Annotated in this window: 12 protein-coding genes; 7 read left to right on the top strand and 5 right to left on the bottom strand. The window is 35.9% G+C overall.

Annotated features, from left to right (window positions below):
• Positions 1 to 68 precede the first annotated feature (68 nt).
• A complete protein-coding gene (locus NU09_RS03000; RefSeq protein ID WP_129749775.1) occupies positions 69 to 1,109 on the top strand; it encodes a LacI family DNA-binding transcriptional regulator in 1,041 nt (346 codons plus the stop codon).
• A gap of 4 nt (positions 1,110 to 1,113) precedes the next feature.
• On the opposite strand, the gene NU09_RS03005 is transcribed toward NU09_RS03000, so the two are convergent.
• From NU09_RS03005 to NU09_RS03020, 4 genes are read right to left on the bottom strand one after another with little or no spacing between them, the layout of a single operon-like run.
• On the bottom strand, positions 1,114 to 2,478 hold the full coding sequence (locus NU09_RS03005; RefSeq protein ID WP_129749776.1) for an MFS transporter: 1,365 nt from the start codon (positions 2,476 to 2,478) through the stop codon (positions 1,114 to 1,116).
• A gap of 5 nt (positions 2,479 to 2,483) precedes the next feature.
• A complete protein-coding gene (gene uxaC / locus NU09_RS03010) occupies positions 2,484 to 3,899 on the bottom strand; it encodes a glucuronate isomerase (protein WP_129749777.1) in 1,416 nt (471 codons plus the stop codon).
• 15 nt (positions 3,900 to 3,914) lie between these two features.
• Positions 3,915 to 5,087 (bottom strand): mannonate dehydratase, encoded by a 1,173-nt coding sequence (uxuA, locus tag NU09_RS03015; protein ID WP_129749778.1) that lies wholly within the window; start codon positions 5,085 to 5,087, stop codon positions 3,915 to 3,917.
• Positions 5,088 to 5,099: 12 nt separating this feature from the next.
• Positions 5,100 to 5,921: an SDR family oxidoreductase gene (locus NU09_RS03020; RefSeq protein WP_129749779.1), complete on the bottom strand. Its 822-nt coding sequence runs from the start codon at positions 5,919 to 5,921 to the stop codon at positions 5,100 to 5,102.
• A gap of 206 nt (positions 5,922 to 6,127) precedes the next feature.
• Here NU09_RS03020 and NU09_RS03025 point away from each other — a divergent pair, with 206 nt between their 5' ends.
• The 3 genes from NU09_RS03025 to NU09_RS03035 all read left to right on the top strand — a co-directional run bounded on the left by NU09_RS03025 (position 6,128) and on the right by NU09_RS03035 (position 8,593).
• Positions 6,128 to 7,150: a sugar kinase gene (locus NU09_RS03025; protein ID WP_242501814.1), complete on the top strand. Its 1,023-nt coding sequence runs from the start codon at positions 6,128 to 6,130 to the stop codon at positions 7,148 to 7,150.
• Entirely contained in the window at positions 7,140 to 7,811 is a 672-nt protein-coding gene (locus tag NU09_RS03030; RefSeq protein ID WP_129749780.1) for a bifunctional 4-hydroxy-2-oxoglutarate aldolase/2-dehydro-3-deoxy-phosphogluconate aldolase, read from the top strand. Before NU09_RS03025 ends, NU09_RS03030 begins: the two co-directional genes overlap by 11 nt.
• Positions 7,812 to 7,927: 116 nt before the next feature.
• Positions 7,928 to 8,593: an NrtR DNA-binding winged helix domain-containing protein gene (locus tag NU09_RS03035; protein ID WP_410501050.1), complete on the top strand. Its 666-nt coding sequence runs from the start codon at positions 7,928 to 7,930 to the stop codon at positions 8,591 to 8,593.
• 93 nt (positions 8,594 to 8,686) lie between these two features.
• On the opposite strand, the gene NU09_RS03040 is transcribed toward NU09_RS03035, so the two are convergent.
• A complete protein-coding gene (locus NU09_RS03040) occupies positions 8,687 to 9,418 on the bottom strand; it encodes a GntR family transcriptional regulator (RefSeq protein WP_129749782.1) in 732 nt (243 codons plus the stop codon).
• 233 nt (positions 9,419 to 9,651) lie between these two features.
• Between NU09_RS03040 and NU09_RS03045 the strand changes: the two genes are divergently transcribed.
• Genes NU09_RS03045 through NU09_RS03055 form a run of 3 tightly spaced genes read left to right on the top strand, consistent with a single transcriptional unit; the run spans position 9,652 to position 17,028 of the window.
• Positions 9,652 to 12,333: an ROK family protein gene (locus NU09_RS03045; RefSeq protein WP_129749783.1), complete on the top strand. Its 2,682-nt coding sequence runs from the start codon at positions 9,652 to 9,654 to the stop codon at positions 12,331 to 12,333.
• 43 nt (positions 12,334 to 12,376) lie between these two features.
• Positions 12,377 to 15,439 carry a SusC/RagA family TonB-linked outer membrane protein gene (locus tag NU09_RS03050; protein WP_207209747.1) on the top strand — a complete coding sequence of 1,021 codons (3,063 nt, stop codon included), beginning with the start codon at positions 12,377 to 12,379 and terminating at the stop codon, positions 15,437 to 15,439.
• Positions 15,440 to 15,450: 11 nt separating this feature from the next.
• Positions 15,451 to 17,028 (top strand): RagB/SusD family nutrient uptake outer membrane protein, encoded by a 1,578-nt coding sequence (locus NU09_RS03055; protein ID WP_129749784.1) that lies wholly within the window; start codon positions 15,451 to 15,453, stop codon positions 17,026 to 17,028.
• Positions 17,029 to 17,033: the final 5 nt, after the last annotated feature.

The following is a 17,033-nucleotide window of genomic DNA, read 5'->3' on the forward strand; positions in this document are numbered from 1 at the left end:
AGATTATTGATTGATATTTTATTTTAAATTATTATAATTGCCTTACCAATTAATTAACACAATTATAAATGGCTAATATTACAATAAAAGATATTGCAAAAGCACTTAATTTCTCTGTTTCAACTATCTCTAAAGCTTTAAATAACAGCTATGAAATAAGTGCCGAGACAAGAAAAATAATAATAGATTATGCTAACCAGCATAATTACAGGCCTAACAGGTTAGCAAAGAGCCTTAAAATAGGGCATACAAACTCAATTGGTGTAATTGTAAACTCTTTTTTCAGTAGTACTTTTTTGGCACAGGTATTAGATGGTATTCATAAGGCTTCCAATGAGGTAGGCTGTGATATTATTATAATGCAGAGTTATGAAAATGTGGCCAATGAGAAAGCTTGTTTAGACTCGTTAATCTCTAAAGGTGTTGATGGTATTTTATTATCTCCTGTTAGCGAAACATCTAATTCTGATTATATTAACCTTATTAATGAAAAGCACTGCCCGGTTGTCTTGTTTGACAGATTAAATCCTGAAATTAAAACAACCAAGATTGGAGTCAATGAATATAAAGGAGCATTAGAGGCCACCCAGCACCTTATAGACATTAACAGAAAAAGAATATTATTTATAACAGGAGATAAATTTGGTGATAATAATCAAAGAATTCAGGGTTTTAAAAAAGCATTAAAGAATTTAGACATACCAATTAATCCCCGATACATGGTTTTTTGTAGTCTCGAAAACACCGATGAAATGGATGCTAAAATAAGTAACTCCATATTGGAGTTAAGAGAGCAAAATATAGCACCTAATGCTATATTTGGTGCTACAGATGTTATAACTACCAGAAGCTTGGGTATTTTAGCAAAATTAAAAATAAAAGTACCGGAAGAAATTGCCGTAATAGGTTTTGCAAATACAGATATTGCTTTTTCACTTAATCCTTCACTTTCTGCTATAAGGCAGCCGGCAAAAGATATGGGGTATATGGCACTTAAAAAACTTATGGAGCTTATAGAATGCGAATCAAATGCAAAAAGGGCGTCAATATATGAAACCATACTGCTTGATACCTCAATAAGTATAAGAAACTCTACAACCCTGCAATAAGTATTTATTTTATTTTAGGCACCAAAAGTTTCATTATGAACCATGCAAACAGATAGGCAATCGCACAAAAAGTGAATACTATTGTGTATCCCATAGTCAGGTCTCCCGAAGCTTTATAGGCATCAAAAAGCTTACCTACAAGAAAGGATGTTAAAGCTCCCCCGATGCTGCCTGCCATAGTGCCTATACCGATTACGCTGGCTATTGCAGATTTAGGAAACATATCAGATGCTGTTGAGTACAGGTTTGCGGACCATGCCTGGTGTGCAGAGGCACACGTTCCTATTAAAAGCACCGGAATCCAGAATGTTATTTCTCCCAGTGGCTGAACTAATAGCACAACCAGAGGTATAAGAGCTATGAAAAACATTGCTTTTCGCCTTGCGGGTGCGGTATCATACCCTTTTTTTATAAAATATAACGGAAACCATCCGCCGCAAATACTACCTACCATGGTCATGCTGTATAACACGGCCAAAGGAAGGGTAATATCGGTGTTTTTCAACCCAAACTGTGAAGTTAGATAGGAGGGAAGCCAAAATAGCAGGAACCACCATACCCCGTCTGTAAAAAACTTACCCAATGTAAAAGCCCATGTTTCTCTAAAAGCCAATAGTTTAAACCATGAAGTTTTAGTTTCCTTTATTTCTTCAGGATTTATAATGTTAACTTCACTATCTTCTGTTATATATTCATATTCCTGAGCCGTTAACCTTTTTTGTTTTGAAGGCTCATCATAATAGATCCACCAGAAAACAAGCCATACAAAACCTAAAGATCCTATTATAATAAATGAACTTTCCCAACCTAGGTGATAAGCTATCCAGGGCACAGTAAGTGGTGCCAGAATAGCCCCTATATTTGATCCGGAGTTAAATATACCTGTAGCCAGCGACCTTTCTTTTTTAGGGAAATATTCTGCTGTAGCCTTAATGGCGGCAGGGAAATTGGCCGATTCACCAATTGCAAGTATTGCCCTTGCTATGATGAAGCCTGCTACCGATACAGAAATACCTGTAATTCCCAATATTCCTAAAAGATCTGAAGTTCCCTTACCTATAGGAATTGCAAAAGCATGTAGTATCGCTCCTATAGACCACACTATTAAAGCTATGGCATATCCTTTTTTTGTGCCTATCTTATCTATAAGCCTACCGGAGAGTAGGGTAAACAAACCATAAGTAAGTTGAAAAACGGCGGTAATCAACCCATAATCAGTATTGGTCCATTTCAGTTCTTCTTCAAGAATCGGATGTAATAAACTTAGTACCTGCCTGTCTAAATAGTTTATGGTTGTACCAAAAAAGAGCAGTGTACAAATTGTCCAACGATAATTACCAATATTATTTATGAGTTTTGTTTTATTCATCTATATTAACTTTGGTTAAGGTTAAAGTATTTTTTTGCATTGTGGTAGCAGATATCGGAAATTATAGATCCTATCCAGTTAACATCATTAGGCAGGTATCCTTTTCTGATATCTTCGGCAAAAAGGTTGCAAAGTAATCTTCTGAAATATTCGTGGCGTGAATAGGAAAGGAAACTTCGTGAATCTGTAAGCATACCTATAAAAGTACTTATTAACCCTTGATTTGACAGAGCATTCATCTGATTTGTCATTCCGTCAAGCTGGTCTAAAAACCACCAGCCTGATCCGTATTGAACTTTCCCTCTCACACCTTCTCCCTGAAAGTTTCCTGTCATTGTTGCAAATACTGTATTGTCTGCCGGGTTAAGGTTGTATAATATGGTTTTAGATAATTTATTATCAGATTCCAATTCGTTTAGTAATGTAGATAATGTTTCGGCCTGCTTATAATCTCCTACGGAATCAAAACCGGTATCACGGCCTAAAACCGAAACTTTGTATGCATTACTATTTCTTAAAGCTCCTAAATGAAATTGCTGTACCCATCCTTTTTCATGATACATTTTGCAGAATTCAACCAGCATAAAATAGGTAAAACTTTCTTTTATTTCTTTAGCTTTACTGTCATTACCGTTTAAAACCTCTTTAAATATTTTCTCAATATCAGTTTTGCTGTTCTTTCCTTTGTGAGGTATGGCACTTAGTCCGTGATCTGAAGATACACATCCGGCATCATTAAAATAATTGATTCTTATTTTAAATGCTTGTAGTAAAGATTCTAAATCTGTTATATCTATATGAGTAAGTTCACCTAATTTGTGTACATAGGTTCTGAATTTATTTCCGGAATCAATAGTAAATATCCGGTCCGGACGAAAAGTAGGCAGTACCTTGACCTTCGAATTATCCTGACGGATTTTAAGGTGAGCTTCAAGTGAATCAAGAGGATCATCTGTAGTACCAACCATCTCCACATTAAAATTGTTTAGTAATCCTTTTGGAGAAAAAGCCTGTGATTGAAGTTTTTCGGAAGTTGTATCGTAAATTTTACGGGCAGTGTCCTGATTTAAAAGTTCCGTTATACCAAAGGGATTTTTAAGTTCCATATGTGTCCAGTGAAACAATGGATTTCTTATGGTATAAGGCACTGTTTGTGCCCATTTTGAGAATTTTTCATAATCTGAGGCATTACCGGTTATATACTCTTCCTCAATACCCAAAGCCCTCATGGCTCTCCATTTATAATGATCTCCTTTTAGCCATGCATCGGTTATATTTTCAAAGTTTATATTATTAGCAACCGCAGAGGGGGAGAGGTGGGAATGATAATCTATTATAGGCTGATTTTGAGCATAGTTAAAGTATAACTGCTCTGCAATATCAGATTCAAGAATAAAATTATCTTTTAAAAAGAAAGACATAGTGTAATTTTAATATTATTGTCCGGTAATCCCTAATTCTAGACCTCGAAGTTCTGCCAACCCTTTTAACCTGCCAATGGCAGAATAGCCCGGATGTGATGTTTTGTTAAGGTCATCTAGTATCTGATGTCCGTGATCGGGTCTGAAAGGTATGGGTACAGAGCGGTTATTATTTTCTTCTAGGATAGCTTTCATTATTTTATACATATTGACATCACCATCTAAATGATTTGCTTCATAAAAATTACCTAACTTATCCTTTTTCACATTTCTTAGATGTATAAAATATACCCTGTGTTTTACGGTTTCAAATATTTCAGGAATATCATTATGACTACCTGCCCCTAACGAGCCGGTGCAAAAACATACCCCATTAAAATCATCCTTGACCTCATTAATTATATATTCAAAATCATCTTTATTGCTTACAATTCTCGGCAGTCCCAATATAGGGTATGGAGGGTCATCCGGATGAATTGTCATCTTTATTCCTTCCTTTTTGCAAACATCAGCAATTGATTTAAGGAAAAAAACAAGATTTTCCCTTAATCCCTTATGACCTATTGACTGATAGATTTCTATACTTTGCTGTAAGCTCTCAAGGGTAGTACTACTTTCCCCGGGTACTCCCATAAGAATAATCTCTTTTAAAGTGTTACTTTCTTGTATACTAATAGTGTCTTTTATTTTTTCTGCCTGTTCTAAAACAACATCAGAATAGTCTTTTTCAGCGTCTTTTCGTTTAAGAAGGTAAATATCAAAGTAAGCAACTGAAGCCCATTCAAAGTAAAGAGCTTTTGCTCCGTTTTTGAGTTCCAGGTCGAGTTTTGTGCGAGTCCAGTCTAACACAGGCATAAAATTATAGCATACAGTTTTTAAGCCACATGTACTCAGGTTTTTTAGGGATGCTTTATAATTTTCCAGATATATTTTTGCATCTTTACTACGTGTTTTTATGGCTTCGTGGACAGGAACACTTTCTACTACAGACCAGGTTAAGCCTGCATCCTCAATTTGTTTTTTTCTTTTTTGAATTTCTACGACAGTCCAAATCTCACCATGGGGAACATGATGCAGGGCAGACACTATTCCTGTGGCCCCAGCCTGTTTTATATCCTGAAGGCTAACGGTATCATCAGGTCCATACCATCGCCAGGTCTGTTCAAGTTTATTTTTATAAGTATTCATAAATCAACATAATTATACGCCACACCAGGCATTAAAGCCGCCATCAACAAAAACTGTTTCACCATTAACAAAGGCGGAAGCATCACTTAACAAATACACTAAGGTGCCCTGTAGTTCTTTAGGATTACCAAGTCGTGAATAAGGAGTATTGTCAGCAAATTTTTTTGCACGGGAAGTAAAGCTTCCATCTGTATTCGTTAAAAGAGTACGGTTTTGTTCAGTAAGAAATACGCCGGGGGCAATAGCATTAACACGCACCTTATCACCGTAACGTAGTGAGAGCTCTGTAGCCATCCATTTGGTATAGCCGTCTATACCATGTTTTGCTACAGTATAACCTAAAACACGGGTAATAGCTCTACTGGCAGCAAGAGAAGAAATATTTATAATTGCACCTTTACCTTTTTCCGCTATTATTTGTCCAAAAACGTGCGTTGGTATTATAGTACCATAAAGGTTCAGTTCGATTGCTTTTATGGTGTCTGACACTTTTGAGTCGAAAAGATTTTGATTTGGTTCAAAAGTTGCTCCAGGAATATTACCTCCTGCAGCATTTACCAAACCATCAATTGTTCCAAAGTGAGTTAATATAATATCTCTGGCCTTTATAACATCTGTTTCATCAAGCACATCTGCTATTACAGCAATAGCTTCTGCTCCATATTTAGCAGCCAGTTTTACTCTTGAATCAGCCTTTTCTTTATTACGCCCCAAAACGGCTATTTTTCCTCCGGCCTGTGCAATTGCCTCTATAAAGGATTCGCCCAAAACACCGGTTCCACCTGTTACGACTATAACTTTATCCTTTAAGGAGAAAGAGTCTAAAATATCCATAGATAAAATATTGGTTTATAATCTTTTTTCAATATTCAATATTACCTTTAAAATTCAAGAAAGGTTATTTATTACAAATATTTCAGCTAAAACGTATTCGTAAGTTTAGATAGCTCTTGTAAGTATAGCTGTTTTAAATATTTTATTTTTGAAGAGTAGGCTGTACTTAATTAAAATAGCTGTCTTAATAAAAATATTCTAAAAATTTGGATGAAATTACTCTTTTACAAAACCATAGGATATGCTGCTTTGGAGAAGTATTGCTTCGTTTTGCCTTAAAAGAAAATTGGGTTTCTGATTCGTCTATTCCTTATTATATAGGAGGGGCAGAACTGAATGTTGCAACCGCATTGGCATTATGGGATATTCCTGTAAATTACCTGACAGCCTTACCGGATAATTATATTGGGAAGGATATAGGCAATCAGATCAGACACAGAGGAATTAACACTGACGAAGTTTTCTATTCGGGGAATAGGTTGGGAATATATTATCTGCCTTATGGAACTGAAGTTAAAAATAATGGAGTAGTATATGACAGGGATTTCTCCTCCTTTTCACAATTAACACCCGGCACTATTGATTGGGATAGAGTTTTTGAAGACTGTACATGGTTTCATTTTAGTGCCATTAGCCCTGCTCTTAATAAAAATATTGCCCTCATTTGTAAAGAAGCTGTCACTGTCGCATCTGCAAAAGGTATAACAATATCCGTAGACCTTAATTACAGAAACAAATTATGGAAGTATGGTGAGTTGCCCGATAAAATAATGCCTGATTTAGTTAGTGACTGTAATGTAATAATGGGAAACATTTGGGCTGTAGAGAGTCTTTTAGGAATACCGGCACATCTTACTGAAAGTAAAAATGTTTCTAACGAGAAATTGAACGAAGCGGCAGTAATAAGTATAGAAAGAATACAGAAAAAGTATCAAAAGGTTCATACAGTTGCTCTTACCTATAGGTTAAAAGAGTCTTATTTTGGCGTATTGCAAAAAGAAGATACTTTTTTCACCTCAAATATTTTTGAAAACATATCTGTTACTGACAGTGTAGGGAGTGGTGATTGTTTTATGGCAGGGCTTATTTACGGTATATGTAATAACCTTCCTTCTCAGGATATAATTAATTTTGCTGCAGCAGCAGCAGTAGGTAAACTTGCTGAATCCGGAGATGCAACAAATCAATCAGTTGAGCAGATTAAAAGAATTTTAAGCAATGCGAGATAAAGAAATTATACATAATCGTATAAAAAGTGAGGGTATACTTCCCTTGTTTTATCATGACGATACCGAGGTTTGTATTGCAGTTACAAAAGCTTTATTTAAAGCAAATATTTCAATAATAGAGTTTACCAACAGGGAAAAAAATGCAATAAAAAATCTGCAGGCTATAATAAAGGAGCGTGATAGTTCAATGTCTGACCTCCTTATTGGTGTTGGTACAGTAACCAATGCCGATGAAGCCAATTTATTTATTGAGCTTGGAGCAGATTTTTTGGTAAGTCCTTTTTTTGATGAATCAGTTAATAACGCAGCAGTAAAAGCAAAAGTTCCATACTTTCCCGGATGTATGACGCCAAGGGAAATTCATCTTGCCGCAGCTGCTGGCTGTACAATTATAAAGCTATTTCCTGGAAATGTATTGGGGCCGGGGTTTGTTGAGGCAATACGTCCTCTCTTTACTACTATTGATTTTATAGTAACAGGGGGTGTGGAAACTAATCAAGATAATATTACTTTATGGTTTAAAAGCGGTGTATCTGCTATAGGGTTAGGAAGTAAACTTATTACTAAAAATATACTTACAAATAAAGACTACAATTCTTTGACGGAAACAGCCATTTCTGTTAAAACAATGATAGACCAAATAAAAAACACTAATCATTAATCTGATTATATTTTAAGTAAAGCCTCTTAAAATAACCAGTCATAACACCTTAAATGATTTGCAAAGTGGAAAAAAAGATTAATAAAGAGTCGGGAAAAACCACGCAAAAGTCTGTAATGAATTCCATTACAATTGACTGTGTAATATTTGGTTTTAATAAAAATGGACTTGAGGTGCTTCTTGTTCAACATGGTGTTGGTATACGTAAAGGGGAGTGGGGTTTACCTGGGGGATGGATAAGAGAAAAGGAAAGTATTGATAGTGCTGCCCAAAGACTTCTTGCTGACCTGACAGGTCTTAACAATGTTTATTTGGAACAGTTGAAAGCGTTTGGTCAGCCAAATCGTTTTCCTTTAGGCAGGGTAATAACCATAGGTTATTTTGCATTAATAATGCGTGATGATTATACTATTCAGCCAGGTTTTACAGCTTCCGATGCAAAATGGTATAAGATAAATGAAATACCAAATCTTATTTATGACCATAATGCCATACTTGATTACAGTATAGAATGCCTGCGTAACCGCGTAAGGCAGGCTCCGATAGGTTTTAATCTTTTACCCGATAAATTTACGCTTTTGGAACTAATGCGCTTATATGAAGAAATTTTAGGTATTGAGATGGATAAATCCAACTTCAGAAGAAAAATACTTAAAATGAAGTTACTTGTTGAATTGAATGAGAAACAAAAGAAAGTTTCTCATAGGGCCGCCAAATTGTATGAGTTTGATCAAAAAATATATGATAAACTAACAGAAAAAGGTTTTAGTTTTGAGATTTAAATAAAGGTTAGCAGAGACTCTGTCACACTATAGATTTCTCTATGGAGATTAATTTTTTAAATTAACTAACAATAATAACCTTTATTTTTTGAATCAAACCTCACGGTCAAATTCCAGTGTGTAGGTAAAGCTATCAGCGCGGTAATAACCATCGTTCCACTCTAAGGGCCTGTTTCCCGGGTCGAAAACAAAACGTTTTCTTCTAAGAATAGGGTCTCCTTCCTGTATTTCCAGTTTTTTAGCGAAGAAAGTATCAGCTTTTACAGCACTTATTTCTTCTTTAGATAGCTTAGCTATAGAATTATAATGAGCCAGAATATCATAAAGAGGTTTAGAGAAGTCTTCATTTCCGGTTAACCCTATACGAGGATTAAAATAAGATACAAAATATACGAACGGAATATCTGTATTTCCTCTTAAGCGTTCAAGCTTTAGTATTCTTGCATTTTCTTCTAGATTAAAAAACAGACTAAGCTCTTTATTGGCTTTTACCCAGCTAACATGAAGTTCATAATTTTTTGGTATGATTCCTAAAGCTTTCATTTCCTGAGAAAAACTTAACCAGTTTTGTGCTTTAGAACTTATTGCAGCTTTTTTGACAAAAGTACCAACCCCTTTTTTACGAGTTAGTAATCCCTCATAAACTAATTTGTTAATAGATTGTCTTAGTGTACTTCTTGATATGCCTAATTGTTTAGACAAACTAACTTCATTTGGCATTTTAGCGCCGTTTTGATATTCATCAGCTTTTATAGCCTCTCTAATTTGTTCTTCAATTTGAATATGTAATGGTATTGGACTATTATAATCTAATGATATCTTCATTTATTATGTTAATTATTTAATAATTATTTATTTTTTAAATTATCATTATTATCAGCATTAAACTTTATAAATAGAAACTTTATGCTGTTTTTTCTGCTTTTTATATAGACAAAGGTAATTAATTTTTAACAAAAATTAAGTTATTATTTTGTTATCATAAATGCTTTTCTTTAATTTGCTATAACGTTATTGTACATACATATGTACATATGTGTATTTTTAAATTAAATTATATGTCACTTTATTATTTAGGTATCGATGTAGGTGGTTCTCATATCTCCGGAGCATTGGTAAATGCAAAAACCGGAGAATTAATAAAAGAATCTTATCATAAGGCTGCTCATGACTCTAACAGTTCATGTTCAGAATTTTTTAAATGCTGCGAGGAACTCTTTTCAATTGTAATGAGTAACTCTAATGTGAGCAATTTTGAAAGTATAGCAGGTGTTGGTGTGGCCATGCCAGGACCCTTCGATTATGAAAATGGTATTTCTAAAATTTACGGTGTTAAAAAATATGAAGCCTTATTTGGGCTTAATGTTAAACAGGAATTACAAAAAATTGCTGGCGGGACACCTGTTTATTTTATTAATGATGCGGAGAGTTTTGCAATTGGTGAATATGTAAGCGGCGCAGCCATTAACAGTGCAAAAAGTATAATCATGACACTGGGTACAGGTTTTGGCAGCACATTTCTTATAGAAGGGGAGATGCAGGATGGAGTTGGGGAAGGTGTTCCTACAAATGGCTATCTGTATAATATTCCTTTTAAAGATGGTATTGCTGACGACTTTTTCTCTACACGCTGGTTTGTTCAACAGTGGAATGACATAAATAATGAAAATATTGCCAGTGTGGAGGCTATTGCCAAACTGGCGAATGAGAATGATCTGAAAGCCCTTGGTTTATTTGATTTATTTGCAGAGAATTTCGCAGATTTTATGAAGCCTTGGGTAGACTCATTTAAACCCGAACGAATAGTTTTAGGAGGTGGTATAGCTAAGGCAGCGCCTTTATTTATGGATAAGTTTTTAGGTAAGCTGAATTTAGAGAATAGTTTAGATGTAAAAATTTGTGAACTTTGGGATAAGGCAGCAATAATTGGGGCTGTAGCATACGTTAAAAACAAGCAGGAAAAAGAAATATCAAAAAATAAAATAGTAAGAAAAACAGAACAGTTTTTAATACCTGAAAAGAAAGAGGAAAGTAGTGAAATAGCCTATGATGCCTATCCGGCTTTTAATATTGGAAAAAGTAAAATTAAAACGGGTTATGAAAATCTTGCTCAATTTATATCACAATCTTCAAGTGTTGTTATAGATGGCTATCAGGGGATATTTTGGGATGATATTATAAAATCTATAGATAGAGAACTGGCTCAAATAGGTAAAAGTGCAAGATGGTTTCATGTTGATGCTGCTATGAAGCCGGCTGATGAGATTAATGGAATGTTAGAGCCTTATCTGGGTGGTGATGACCCTTTGTTTGGTAAGATTACCGACAAAACATTATCAGACTGGTTTGATAAAGACAAACTTTCTAAGATAGTTAAGGACCCATCGGTAGATATTAATATTGTTGTTGGGCCCGGTGCCGCATTAACAGGTTGGGATGCTCCCATATTATATATAGACCTTCCTAAAAATGAACTTCAGTTCAGAGCCAGGGCAGGAAGGGCAGGTAATTTAGGAATGGAAGTTCTTACCGATAACAAAAGCACTTACAAAAGGTTCTTTTTTATTGATTGGGTGGTTCTTAATAAGCATAAAGAACATTTACTACCTAACATAGATATTATTATTGACGGACAAAGGCCGGAGACTATTCTTTTTATGAAAGGAGAAGACTTGAGAGCCGGACTTACTGCCATGGCATCTAATGTTTTCAGGCCAAGACCTTGGTTTGAACCGGGTGCCTGGGGAGGCAGTTGGATGAAAGACCATCTTGAAGGCGTTAACAGTAATGTTGAAAATCTTGCATGGTCTTTTGAGCTGATGGTTCTTGAGAACGGATTGTTACTTGAAAGTGATGGTTTTATTCTTGAAGTTTCGTTTGACACTATAATGTTTAATAACTACAAAAACATTCTTGGAGATTGTGCCGAAACCTTTAAACATGACTTCCCCATACGATTTGATTTCCTGGATACTTTTGACGGAGGAAATTTATCAATTCAATGCCACCCTTCTCCACAATATATAAAACAGGAATTCGGCATGCCATTTACTCAGGATGAGACTTATTATATTCTTGACTGTAAAGATGATGCCGAAGTTTATTTAGGATTTAAAGATGGTGTTGAACCTCTGGATTTTGAACAGGCATTAAAATACAGTCAGGAAAAATCAATAGAGTTGGATGTAGACAGATATATCCAAAAATTCGAGGCAAACAAACATGACCTTTTCTTAATTCCGCACGGAACCATACATGCTTCGGGCAGTAATAATATGGTACTTGAAATAAGTAGCGCACCCTATATCTTCACATTTAAGATGTATGACTGGCTTCGTCTTGATTTGGATGGTAAACCACGTCCTATAAATATTGACAGGGGAATGGCAAATGTCAACTTTAACAGAAGCGGTGATACGGTTGAAAAAGAACTGATATCCAAACCATATGTTATAGAACAACATGATAGTTATACAATAGAGCATTTGCCTACACATAAGGATCATTTTTATGATGTTTACCGCTATAATATCACACACGAGGTTACAATAAACACTAACAACAAATGTCATGTATGGATGTTAGTGGAAGGCTCAAAAATAGAAATTACTACACAAAATGGTGTTTCACAGATTTTTAATTATGCCGAAACATTTGTAGTACCTGCTGCGGCACAGAGTTACACAATTAAAAATTTAAGCGATATACCTGTACTGCTGGTAAAAGCTTTTGTAAAATAATCATACCCTTACCGATAAACAACTAACACATAAGTATGAAATTATGAGAAAACACGAAAAAAGCAGACTGTTTTCCCGGATCGAAAAACGAACCGGATTAAAACTTGCCATACTCATTGCCTTAATTTTTAACACAGGTATGTATGCGCAAACCACCATTACCGGTGTTATATCAGATTCTACAACTAACGAAACTGTTATTGGAGCAACAGTAGCTGTAAAAGGCACTACTAATGCTGTCGTGAGTGATTTAAATGGAGTTTATACCATAAAAGCACCAGATGATGCAGTACTTGTTGTATCCTTTATAGGTTATGCGACTCAGGAACAGCAGGTAAATGGAAGAAATACAATAGATTTTGTACTTAAGGAAGAAATAAACTCTTTACAGGAGGTTGTTATTGTAGGGTATGCTACCCAAAAAAGGAACAGTATAACATCGGCCATCAGTACAGTTGATTCAGATGTTTTTGAGAACCGACCCGTAACAAGCGCTGCACAGGCTTTACAGGGTACAACTCCAGGGCTTGTAATACAGCAGGGCAGTAATGAGCCGGGTCAGGGTTCGGTAATTAACATTCGAGGTATAGGTACTTTTCAGTCAAATACATATCCTCTGGTGCTTATTGATGGTCTTATAGGAAGTATAGATAATATTAACCCCAATGATATAGAGACAGTTTCAGTACTTAAAGATGCGTCATCTACAGCCATATATGGTTCAAGGGCGGCTAACGGGGTTATATTAATTACGACTAAAAAAGGTAAAGCAGGGAAAACAAGTATTTCTTACGATTATTTATACGGTTTTCAGGAAGCAACCAACATGCCAAAATATGCTCAGGCATGGGAGTATGCCGAATTGCGAAATGAAGCATTAGTTAATTCAGGCCTGCCTGCAAGATATTCTCCTCAGGAGATCAATGAATTCAGATCATTAGGTAAAGGTACTATATGGCTGGAAGAATTATACAGGAAGTCAGCCCCTCAGGAATCACACAATATTGCTGTACAGGGTGGAGGAGATAGAACTACTTATCATTTATCTGTAGGACACTTAAATCAAAGGAGCCTTTTTGAAGGTAATGACGATTATGGATTAAAACGAAATAACGCAAGGTTAAATATAAGTTCAAAACTATTTGATAATCTAAACATTGTAGCGACAGGATTTTATAATGGCTCTACTGTAAATGAACACGCCTACTGGACAAATTGGCTAATAGAACAGGCTACCAGAATGCCGGTAATTTATAACATAAGAGATGAAGAAGGTAACTTTACATTACCAAGTGGTAGTAATTCTAATGCACTTGCAAGACTTACTAACGGAGGGATGAGAACTTATGAAATAGATAATTTTTCAGGAAGCCTTAGTGCAGAATGGAGCATTGTAAAAGATCTTAAGCTTAAAGGCTTTTTTGGAGCAAATGTTTCAGATAATAATACCCATGAATTTAGGAAATCTATAGATTATGCACCTTATTTAGGAGGTGGAGATTTGGAAAGTTCTGTTATGGATCGTTTTGATAAAACGGTTTTGCTTAATTCAACAGTAACTCTTAACTATACAAAGAATATAGGTGAAAACCATTCTTTTATTGGCTTGTTGGGACTATCGCAGGAAAGTAGTGAAAGAAGATGGTTTCAGGCAAGAAAAATAGGAATTCCGGGTAATGAGTTTGGAGTTTTAACAAACGGTACTGTTACAGATGAGAGCAATACTTATGGTAGTGCTGAAGAATGGAGCATTCAATCTTATTTCGGAAGACTTAACTATTCTTATAAAGATAAATACCTTTTTGAAGGTAATTTGCGTGCCGATGGCTCTTCACGTTTTGCTTCAGATAATCGTTGGGGAGTATTCCCTTCCTTCTCTGCAGGATGGCGTATATCGCAGGAGAACTTTATGCAGGCTACAGCAGGATTTCTAAGTAACCTTAAATTAAGAGCTTCATGGGGGCAGGTAGGTAATCAGGACATCGGACTTTACCAATACTTAAGTACCATTACAGTAAATACCCAGGCTTATTCATTTAATGATAATTTAGCTAATGGAGCATATTTTAGTGTAGCTAACCGCGACATTAGTTGGGAAACGAGTGAAACACTTGATTTTGGTATTGATGCCGGATTTTTTAATAACAGGCTGAACTTTACTTTTGATGTATACAGTAAAGACTCTAAAAATGTATTGGTTAGTAATTTGCCGGTTCCGGGAATTTACGGCACAGGTTCTCCGGTACAAAATGTAGGATCTATCAATAACTCAGGTTACGAGATAGCTGTAAATTATCGTTTTGATACAGGAAAAGTAAGTCATTCCATTACGGCTAATCTTGCAGATAATGTGAATGAGGTTACTGATGATGGTGGCAGGACGCTGATAGGAGGTACTGATGTAGTAACGATACTTAAGGAAGGGTTTCCTATTAATTCATACTATGGCTTAATGACTGACGGTATTTATCAAAATGCAGAAGAAGTGGCTAATGGACCTCAGCAAAACTTTAATGCAGCAGGTGCCAAACCCGGAGATTTAAGATATGTAGACAGGAATGGAGACGGAGTGATAAGAGAGGAAGACGACCGCTTTATATTAGGAAACCCTTTTCCAAGATATAATTATGGTTTTACTTATAGCGCTCAATGGAAAGGGCTTGACTTTAGCTTCTTTATACAAGGAGTAGGAAAGAGAAGCATGTGGATACGTGGGGAAGGCGTAGAAGCATTCCATAACAACAACGAAGGCCCGGTGATGGATTATCATATTGACCGCTGGACACCGGCAAACCCTGATGCTTCATATCCACGTCTTACTGTAGGTGCAGAATCAGCAAATAATGCTGCCAGATCTGACTTTTGGATACAAAATGCCGCTTATGCAAGGCTTAAAAATTTACAGTTAGGTTTTACAATTCCAAAAGAAATTACACAACAAATAGGAATAAACAGGCTTAGGGCTTATATAACTGGCCAAAACCTGCTAACACTTACTAAACTTAAAGCCGGTTACGATCCTGAAATTAATTCAGGAGATGCCAGTAGCGGAAGGGTATATCCGGTAACCAAAGTATGGGCAGTAGGACTAAATGTTAACTTTTAAAAAAATTACAAATGAGAAATTATCTGATCATAGCCTTATTTATCACGATGATAACAGGCTGCGAAAGTTTAGATACCCCGCTTGTAGACAGGGAGTCGGATATCACATTCTGGGATAAGCCCGAAGATGCATTGGCTGCCCTTAATAGCTGCTATCCGGATCTTTATGGAGCTGAACAGTTTATATTTAATGAATCTTTATCAGACAATTCGTATACAAGAAGTAATAACGGATCGTTAGTAAGAGATATTGCAAATGGTAGTTATGATGCATCCGCACCGTTAGTAAGAGAAGTATGGAATGCACGATTTGCGGGTATAAGGCGTTGTAATATACTTCTTGATAATATTGAAAATGTGGCGGGACTTAGTAATGAGCTTAAAGAACGTTACAGAGCAGAAGCCAGAGTAATAAGAGCCTATCACTACTTTATACTAATGAACAATTTTGGTGATGTGCCGCTTGTTACACAACAAATTAGTATAGAGGAATCTATGACTATATTCAGGTCACCAAAACAGCAGGTATTACAGTTTATACTGGATGAACTTGATGAATCGATGGGGCTGCCTACCTCTTATCCTGATACCGATAAAGGACGCATTACAAAAGGTGCTGCTATGGGGCTTAAAGCACGAGTACTGCTTTGTGAAGAGCGCTGGAATGAAGTGAGTGCTGTTTGTGAAGATATAATAAACGGTGAAGCAGGTAACATAGATTTATTTAACAGCTATTCTGGCTTGTTTAAGCCTGAAAATAAGGATAATATAGAAGTATTACTTAATGTAGAATTTATGCCTCTTAACAGAGAGCATAACATACAATATTTCCTTATTCCTCCATCTTTAGGTGGTTTTGCGGCAATATCTCCAACACAGGAGCTTGTAGATGATTACATCATGCTTAATGGAAATACCATAGCAGATCCTTCATACAATGAACTTGATCCTTATAGTAACAGAGATCCGAGACTGGATGCAACAATTATAAGGCATGAATCACAACTTGAAAATCCTGACGGAACTTTCACCACCATTCAAACTGCTTTAGGTACAGGTCCGGATGCAATTCACTATGCTTCAAATTCAACACCAACAGGTTATTATGTTGCTAAGTTTTATGATAAAACAGCCCGTAACCTGGTTAACTCCGGATCTAATTTAATTCTTATACGCTATGCAGACATACTCCTTATGTACGCAGAGGCTAAAGCAGAATTAGGACAATTTACTCAAAATGAATGGGATATGACTATACGTAAATTACGTGTACGTGCAGGTTTTACAAATGACAATGCTCTTGATTACCCTGCCGTATCTGGATCAGCTCTTATTGAAATTATAAGACGTGAGCGAAGATCTGAACTAGCTATGGAAGGATTAAGACTTATGGATCTAAGACGTTGGGGAAATGCGGAAGAAAAACTTAACGGATGGGTGCATGGTATGAAAACAGATGAAGATGCTGTTGACGATGGCTATGTAAGAGTGGAAAATAGGATATTTGATCCTGCAAAGCACTATTTATGGCCCGTGCCACAGGCGGAACGCGATTTAAATTCTAATATTTCACAAAATCCTAATTGGTAAAAATC

The organism is Flavobacterium beibuense (assembly GCF_004151245.1).
Taxonomy (GTDB): Bacteria; Bacteroidota; Bacteroidia; order Flavobacteriales; family Flavobacteriaceae; genus Flavobacterium; species Flavobacterium beibuense_A.